Origin of the sequence: Mesorhizobium sp. M0601, assembly GCF_040320845.1 — a bacterium.
In the GTDB taxonomy this organism is placed as follows: Bacteria; Pseudomonadota; Alphaproteobacteria; order Rhizobiales; family Rhizobiaceae; genus Mesorhizobium.
This window is the reverse complement of sequence record NZ_JAMYQK010000118.1, coordinates 1-1,093: the sequence shown is the minus strand read 5'-3', so window position 1 is coordinate 1,093 and position 1,093 is coordinate 1. Positions and strand designations below refer to the sequence as shown.

General features: G+C 63.6%; 2 pseudogenes. Both read right to left on the bottom strand.

Going from position 1 to position 1,093, the window contains the following annotated elements:
* Positions 1 to 639 (bottom strand): annotated as a pseudogene (locus tag NKI41_RS33485) (transposase); the annotation flags it as partial.
* 284 nt (positions 640 to 923) lie between these two features.
* Positions 924 to 1,093 (bottom strand): annotated as a pseudogene (locus NKI41_RS33480) (IS110 family RNA-guided transposase); the annotation flags it as partial.

Sequence of the window (1,093 nt, the reverse complement as noted above, 5' to 3'; positions counted from 1 at the left end):
CGGCTCGGCCTCCGAGGTGCCGATCTCCATGCCGAGCACCTCGCGCCGACCGTCGGTATTCACGCCCACGGCGATGATGACGGCGACCGAGACGATCCGCCCACCGCGGCGCACCTTCAGGTAGGTCGCATCGATCCACAAATACGGCCCTCGATCGGCCGCTCGAGGAAGGCCTTCACCTTGCCGTCGATCTCTCGCACAGCCCGCTCACCTGGCTCTTGGAGATGCCGCTCATGCCCATCGCCTTAACTAGCCTGAAAATTCACGGTGGGTTGGCGGATGTGGTTCAAGCCGTTGAAATGACGTAGGATTTGGTTGCTAAGGCCGATCCGAATCATTTCCGGAGACCACACCCGCCATGAATGATCTTACGCTGCCGCTGAGCGGCTTGTCATCTGTCGGCGGCAAGTCCGTCGTCGCCCGTTTCGACGGCGGCATGCTGTCGTCGGACAGTGGCGTTCTGGCTCTAGCAGAGGTGGAGAAACGACTGCGGGTTCTTCTCGCTATGGGCCGCGCCGGTCGCCGCAGCCACTTCCATCTCCATCAGCCGCTCGGCGGCAAAGCCGATCATCTCGCGCAGGATATCGGCATCGGGGTCTTCTCCATGAGCCCGCGCAGGTTCATCATGTCGTCGGTCATCGATGCTTCCTTCGAATCAGGTTGGTGTCAGCAACCCGACCCTAACGGAAGAACGTCGATGACCACCGCTGCGCCGCTCGCTCGCTAAGGCGCTATTGAGGGCGCGCGCGCGGCTTCGCTACCGCCGAGGTACACTTGTATGGGCGATGATTGTCAAGCTTGCTCCTGGTTCGTTTCCTCATCTCCTAGTTCGGCCATTGGCCACCATCTCCTCGTCCCGACCTTACCCTGGCGCTCGCCCGGCGCGGGTGTTGTCCGGCAGCGGCGTTCCCTCCGCCGTGCGGCTGCTCCTCGAGCGTCGGGATCGCGGCCATGGAGCAATGGCGCTTCTCGCCGCGCAGCCAGCCGAAAGGCGCGCATCAAAAGCTTGGTGTCGAGACGATCGGTCTTGGCGCGGCGGTGCTCGCGCGACACCGCAACGCTGGCGGGGTGGATGGCGTAGGCCTCGATGCCG